General features: G+C 49.5%; 6 protein-coding genes and 1 pseudogene. 3 read left to right on the forward strand and 4 right to left on the reverse strand.

Translation table 11 applies throughout. The features are described from left to right. The coding region (locus OQV04_RS23155; RefSeq protein WP_207106331.1) for a hypothetical protein at nucleotides 1-281 on the reverse strand (281 nt) is incomplete at its 3' end. Between OQV04_RS23155 and OQV04_RS23160 the strand changes: the two genes are divergently transcribed. Next, nucleotides 280-2,469: a bifunctional diguanylate cyclase/phosphodiesterase gene (locus OQV04_RS23160; RefSeq protein ID WP_001364824.1), complete on the forward strand. Its 2,190-nt coding sequence runs from the start codon at nucleotides 280-282 to the stop codon at nucleotides 2,467-2,469. The genes OQV04_RS23155 and OQV04_RS23160 overlap by 2 nt on opposite strands. A 49-nt stretch (nucleotides 2,470-2,518) precedes the next feature. On the opposite strand, the gene nupC is transcribed toward OQV04_RS23160, so the two are convergent. Next, the gene (gene nupC, locus OQV04_RS23165; protein WP_000376337.1) at nucleotides 2,519-3,721 is read right to left on the reverse strand and encodes a nucleoside permease NupC; all 1,203 of its coding nucleotides are present in this window, start codon (nucleotides 3,719-3,721) and stop codon (nucleotides 2,519-2,521) included. A gap of 298 nt (nucleotides 3,722-4,019) precedes the next feature. Here nupC and OQV04_RS25300 point away from each other — a divergent pair, with 298 nt between their 5' ends. Further along, nucleotides 4,020-4,076 (forward strand): hypothetical protein, encoded by a 57-nt coding sequence (locus OQV04_RS25300; RefSeq protein ID WP_418134935.1) that lies wholly within the window; start codon nucleotides 4,020-4,022, stop codon nucleotides 4,074-4,076. Then, nucleotides 4,057-5,295, forward strand: a complete 1,239-nt coding sequence (locus OQV04_RS23170) for an Nramp family divalent metal transporter (RefSeq protein WP_000186369.1) — start codon at nucleotides 4,057-4,059, stop codon at nucleotides 5,293-5,295. The genes OQV04_RS25300 and OQV04_RS23170 overlap by 20 nt, the downstream gene beginning before the upstream one ends. Before the next feature lie 140 nt (nucleotides 5,296-5,435). On the opposite strand, the gene ypeC is transcribed toward OQV04_RS23170, so the two are convergent. Further along, complete coding sequence (gene ypeC / locus OQV04_RS23175; RefSeq protein ID WP_000490072.1) at nucleotides 5,436-5,762, reverse strand: DUF2502 domain-containing protein YpeC; 327 nt, start codon at nucleotides 5,760-5,762, stop codon at nucleotides 5,436-5,438. Between the two features lie 114 nt (nucleotides 5,763-5,876). Continuing rightward, nucleotides 5,877-6,065, reverse strand: a pseudogene (locus tag OQV04_RS23180) (ion channel protein); the annotation flags it as partial. Between the last annotated feature and the right edge of the window lie 76 nt (nucleotides 6,066-6,141).

The raw sequence follows: 6,141 nt of genomic DNA on the forward strand, positions 1-6,141 counted from the left end.
CTATAGCTCAGCTGGGAGAGCGCTTGCATGGCATGCAAGAGGTCAGCGGTTCGATCCCGCTTAGCTCCACCAAATTTCCAACCCTCGCTGCAAAGCGGGGGTTTTTTGTCTCTGCTTTTTGCCGCTTTTGTAATACAGTCTACGTCCGGGTTAGCGCCGCCTGGTGAAAGCATCATTGGATGAAAAATCGGCAACAGGCTGGCCCCTGTTTGCTTCGCGATGCGAATAAACTTATTATTTGTGTGCCTGAAAACCCCGATCAGTGAGAGTAGTGTACTCATGTTTGTGGAGCATAACCTGATAAAAAATATCAAGATATTCACACTAGCGTTTACGCTCACCGTGGTACTTATTCAGCTATCCCGTTTTATTTCGCCACTTGCCATTATCCATTCCAGTTATATCTTTCTGGCGTGGATGCCACTGTGCGTAATGCTGTCAATCTTGTTTATCTTTGGCTGGCGCGGTGTCGTTCCCGTTTTATGCGGGATGTTTTGCACCAATCTGTGGAACTTTCATCTCTCTTTTTTACAGACTGCGGTCATGCTCGGCAGCCAGACGTTTGTCGTGTTGTGTGCCTGCGCAATATTACGCTGGCAGCTGGGGACGCGTTGGCGTTATGGATTGACCAGCCGATATGTCTGGCAACGTCTGTTCTGGCTTGGTTTGGTGACGCCGATCGGCATCAAATGCAGCATGTATCTTGTGGGGAGCTTCTTTGATTTCCCGCTAAAGATATCCACCTTTTTCGGCGATGCGGATGCCATTTTCACGGTCGTTGATTTGCTAAGCCTTTTCACCGCTGTTCTGATTTACAACATGCTTTTCTACTATCTCACTCGCATGATTGTAAGTCCCCACTTTGCGCAGATATTGTGGCGCAGGGATATCGCTCCGTCGTTGGGCAAAGAGAAACGCGCATTTACCTTAAGCTGGCTGGCAGCGTTAAGCGTGCTGCTACTTCTGTTGTGCACACCTTATGAAAACGACTTTATTGCCGGTTACCTGGTACCCGTTTTCTTCATCATCTTTACCCTCGGGGTCGGTAAGCTTCGCTATCCGTTTTTAAATCTCACTTGGGCTGTTTCAACGCTTTGCCTGCTGAATTACAACCAGAACTTTTTGCAAGGGGTGGAAACCGAATATTCGCTGGCATTTATTCTCGCGGTGCTGATTTCCTTTAGCGTTTGCCTGCTCTATATGGTGCGCATTTATCATCGCAGTGAATGGCTTAATCGCCGCTGGCATTTGCAGGCGCTGACCGATCCGTTAACGCTCCTACCCAATTTTCGTGCGTTGGAACAAGCGCCGGAGCAAGAGGCGGGCAAGAGTTTTTGCTGCCTGCGCATTGATAATCTTGAGTTTATGAGTCGTCATTACGGCTTAATGATGCGCGTTCACTGTATCCGCTCAATCTACCGTACGCTGCTGCCGTTGATGCAGGAAAACGAAAAGTTATATCAATTGCCGGGTAGTGAACTGCTGTTAGTGCTGAGCGGGCCGGAAACGGAAGGGCGACTCCAGCATATGGTTAACATCCTGAATAGTCGGCAAATTCACTGGAACAATACCGGGCTGGATATGGGCTATGGTGCTGCCTGGGGGCGTTTTGATGGAAATCAGGAAACCCTGCAACCCTTGTTGGGGCAGTTAAGCTGGCTGGCGGAGCAATCCTGCGCACATCATCATGTGCTGGCGCTGGATAGCCGAGAGGAGATGGTTTCCGGGCAGACCACTAAACAAGTGCTATTGCTGAATACCATTCGCACGGCGTTAGATCAGGGGGATTTGCTGCTCTACGCCCAGCCAATTCGCAACAAAGAGGGTGAAGGTTATGATGAGATCCTCGCGCGACTGAAATATGACGGCGGCATTATGACCCCGGATAAGTTTCTGCCCCTTATTGCTCAGTTTAACCTTAGCGCGCGTTTTGATTTGCAAGTGCTGGAATCCTTGTTGAAGTGGCTGGCAACACACCCTTGCGACAAAAAAGGCCCGCGCTTTTCAGTTAATTTAATGCCGCTCACGCTGCTGCAAAAGAATATTGCCGGGCGGATTATTCGTCTATTTAAGCGTTATCACATCTCCCCGCAGGCGGTCATTCTTGAGATCACCGAGGAGCAGGCGTTTTCGAACGCAGAAAGCAGCATGTACAACATCGAGCAGCTGCATAAGTTTGGTTTCCGGATTGCGATTGATGACTTTGGCACCGGATATGCCAACTACGAACGGTTAAAGCGTTTGCAGGCTGATATCATCAAAATTGATGGCGTCTTTGTGAAAGATATCGTCACGAATACGCTGGATGCGATGATTGTGAGATCAATTACCGATCTGGCGAAAGCGAAGTCATTGAGTGTGGTTGCGGAGTTTGTTGAGACGCAACAGCAGCAGGCGCTATTGCATAAGCTCGGGGTGCAATATCTGCAAGGGTATTTGATTGGTCGCCCGCAGCCATTAGCTGATTAACAGGCGTAAAAAAGCCGGGGAATTATCCCCGGCTTTTTTATGTATGGTCTTACAGCACCAGTGCTGCGATTGACGCAGACAGCACACTCACCAGGGTAGAGCCGTAAACCAGTTTCAGACCGAAGCGAGAAACCACGTTACCTTGCTCTTCATTCAGGCCCTTAACTGCACCTGCAATAATTCCGATTGAAGAGAAGTTAGCGAAGGAAACCAGGAACACAGAGATGATGCCTTCAGCACGCGGAGAGAGTGTAGAGGCAATTTTCTGCAGATCCATCATCGCAACGAACTCGTTGGAAACCAGTTTGGTCGCCATGATACTGCCCACTTGCAGTGCTTCACTGGAAGGAACACCCATCACCCATGCAATCGGATAGAAGATGTAGCCCAGGATGCCCTGGAAGGAGATGCTGTAGCCAAACCAGCCAGTCACGGTGGCAAACAGTGCGTTCAGCGCGGCGATCAGGGCGATAAAGCCGATCAGCATCGCGGCAACGATAATGGCAACTTTGAAACCTGCCAGAATGTATTCACCCAGCATTTCGAAGAAGCTCTGACCTTCGTGCAGGTTGGACATCTGAATGTTTTCTTCACTGGCATCAACACGGTAAGGGTTGATCAGCGACAGCACGATAAAGGTGCTGAACATGTTCAGTACCAGCGCTGCAACGACGTATTTTGGTTCCAGCATGGTCATGTATGCACCAACGATGGACATCGACACGGTGGACATTGCCGTGGCAGCCATGGTGTACATACGATTACGGGAGATTTTGCCGAGGATATCTTTATAGGCAATAAAGTTTTCAGACTGACCCAGAATCAGGGAGCTGACGGCGTTAAAGGATTCCAGTTTGCCCATGCCGTTGACTTTGGAGAGCAGGAAACCAATTGCGCGGATAATCACCGGCAACACGCGAATGTGCTGGAGAATACCGATCAGTGCAGAGATAAAGACGATTGGGCACAGCACTTTCAGGAAGAAGAATGCCAGGCCTTGATCATTCATGCTACCAAAGACGAAGTTAGTCCCTTCGTTGGCAAATCCGAGCAGTTTTTCGAACATTTCGGAGAAGCCTTTCACGAAGCCTAAACCAACGTCGGAGTTCAGGAAGAACCACGCCAGTAACACTTCGATAACAAGCAGTTGAATAACATAACGGATACGAATTTTTTTGCGGTCGCTGCTTACCAGCAGTGCGAGAATCGCAACAACGGCAAGTGCCAGTACAAAATGAAGGACGCGGTCCATATTTGCTCCAAATATGAGGCAGGTTAAATTTCCGTGCACATTCTATGTAACATGGTTAAGGAAAACGAGATCTGACACACACTATAATGACGTCCTGTGACAAGCTTCAAAAATAGTGAGCTGTCATACATTTCTGCTATGTTGTGTATGGAAGCTGAAAGTTATGTAAATGTGCTAACATTAAACATAACCATAACATTCAAGTCATCAATCTTTTCGTAGTCATAATCCTGGTCTATCAGAGAAATCACCACAACCCATTTAAATGAATTTGATAATCATTCTCGTTTGGAATAGCATGAAACATAGCAAAGGCTATGTTTTAGAGGCACAAGATGACGAACTATCGCGTTGAGAGTAGCAGCGGACGGGCGGCGCGCAAGATGAGGCTCGCATTAATGGGACCTGCGTTCATTGCGGCGATTGGTTATATCGATCCCGGTAACTTTGCGACCAATATTCAGGCGGGTGCCAGCTTCGGCTATCAGCTACTGTGGGTTGTCGTTTGGGCCAACCTGATGGCGATGCTGATTCAGATCCTCTCTGCCAAACTAGGGATTGCCACCGGTAAAAATCTGGCGGAGCAGATTCGCGATCACTATCCGCGTCCCGTAGTGTGGTTCTATTGGGTTCAGGCAGAAATTATTGCGATGGCAACCGACCTGGCGGAATTTATTGGTGCGGCGATCGGTTTTAAACTCATTCTTGGTGTTTCGTTGTTGCAGGGCGCGGTGCTGACGGGGATCGCGACTTTCCTGATTTTAATGCTGCAACGTCGCGGGCAAAAACCGCTGGAGAAAGTGATTGGCGGGTTACTATTGTTTGTTGCCGCGGCTTACATTGTCGAGTTGATTTTCTCCCAGCCTAACCTGGCGCAGCTGGGTAAAGGAATGGTGATCCCGAGTTTACCTACTTCGGAGGCGGTCTTCCTGGCAGCAGGCGTGTTAGGGGCGACGATTATGCCGCATGTGATTTATTTGCACTCTTCGCTCACTCAACATTTACATGGCGGTTCGCGTCAACAACGTTATTCCGCCACCAAATGGGATGTGGCTATCGCCATGACTATTGCCGGTTTTGTCAATCTGGCGATGATGGCTACAGCTGCGGCGGCGTTCCACTTTTCTGGTCATACTGGTGTTGCCGATCTTGATGAGGCTTATCTGACGCTGCAACCGCTGTTAAGCCATGCTGCGGCAACGGTCTTTGGATTAAGCTTGGTTGCTGCCGGACTGTCTTCAACGGTGGTGGGGACACTGGCGGGGCAGGTGGTGATGCAGGGGTTCATTCGCTTCCATATCCCGCTGTGGGTGCGTCGTACAGTCACCATGTTGCCGTCATTTATTGTCATTCTGATGGGATTAGATCCGACACGGATTCTGGTTATGAGTCAGGTGCTGTTAAGTTTTGGTATCGCCCTGGCGCTGGTTCCACTGCTGATTTTCACCAGTGACAGCAAGTTGATGGGCGATCTGGTGAACAGCAAACGCGTAAAACAGACAGGCTGGGTGATTGTGGTGCTGGTCGTGGCGCTGAATATCTGGTTGTTGGTGGGGACGGCGCTGGGATTGTAGTTGAATGAGCGTCGCATCTGGCACAATTGGCGGATGCGGCGTAAACGCCTTATCCGCCCTACGCGTTAAAGAGCTGTTTTGTAGGCCTGATAAGACGCGCTAGCGTCGCATCAGGCATTGTGCTCCATTGGCGAATGTGTTTAATGGCGGTGTCCATGTCCGCGGCCTTTTCCGCGATGATCGTCACGATCGCGCCAGCCTTCACGATAGCCACGCTCATACGCTTTACGCTTATCCCAGCCACGGTGGTAGCCATTATCATGACGCCACCAGCGGTTTTTACGCCATTCATAATTGCGATGCCAGTAGTCACGGTCGCGCCAGTGACCACCGTCCCAGTAATTACCGTAATGATCGCGATCGCCAATTTGTAATTTGATTGATGGCAGTAGGGTGATTTCGCCTGCGTTTGCTGCAAGCGGGGTAAATGCCATCAGGGCGGCCGCCAGAAACAGTGACCTGAACATTGTTATTCTCCTTCACGATCGAAGCCGTCAGCGGCCTGTTAACGCAATATTACGGGGAGGTAAAGCCCCGTATCATCGCCATAACTCTTAAATCATAAAGGAGAGCATTTTTTGCTAAACGTTATCGTGGGGTGGCTGTTGCTTCGGACGATTGACCATCATCATCGGCTTACCTGCTAATAACAGCCATGCCGGAAGCATGACGATACAGAGCAGCGGTAGCAATGTGGTATTGGGTACAACGACTGCCGCCATAAAAAGACTTAACCAGCCATCGCGTGTTACCACCAGCACGATGCCGATAGACTGGCCCCCTGAATCTCCAGACAACCAATATCACTTAAATAAGTGATAGTCTTAATACTAGTTTTTAGACTAG

It is taken from the genome of Escherichia sp. Lx600-2, assembly GCF_036662595.1.
GTDB lineage: Bacteria > Pseudomonadota > Gammaproteobacteria > Enterobacterales > Enterobacteriaceae > Escherichia > Escherichia coli.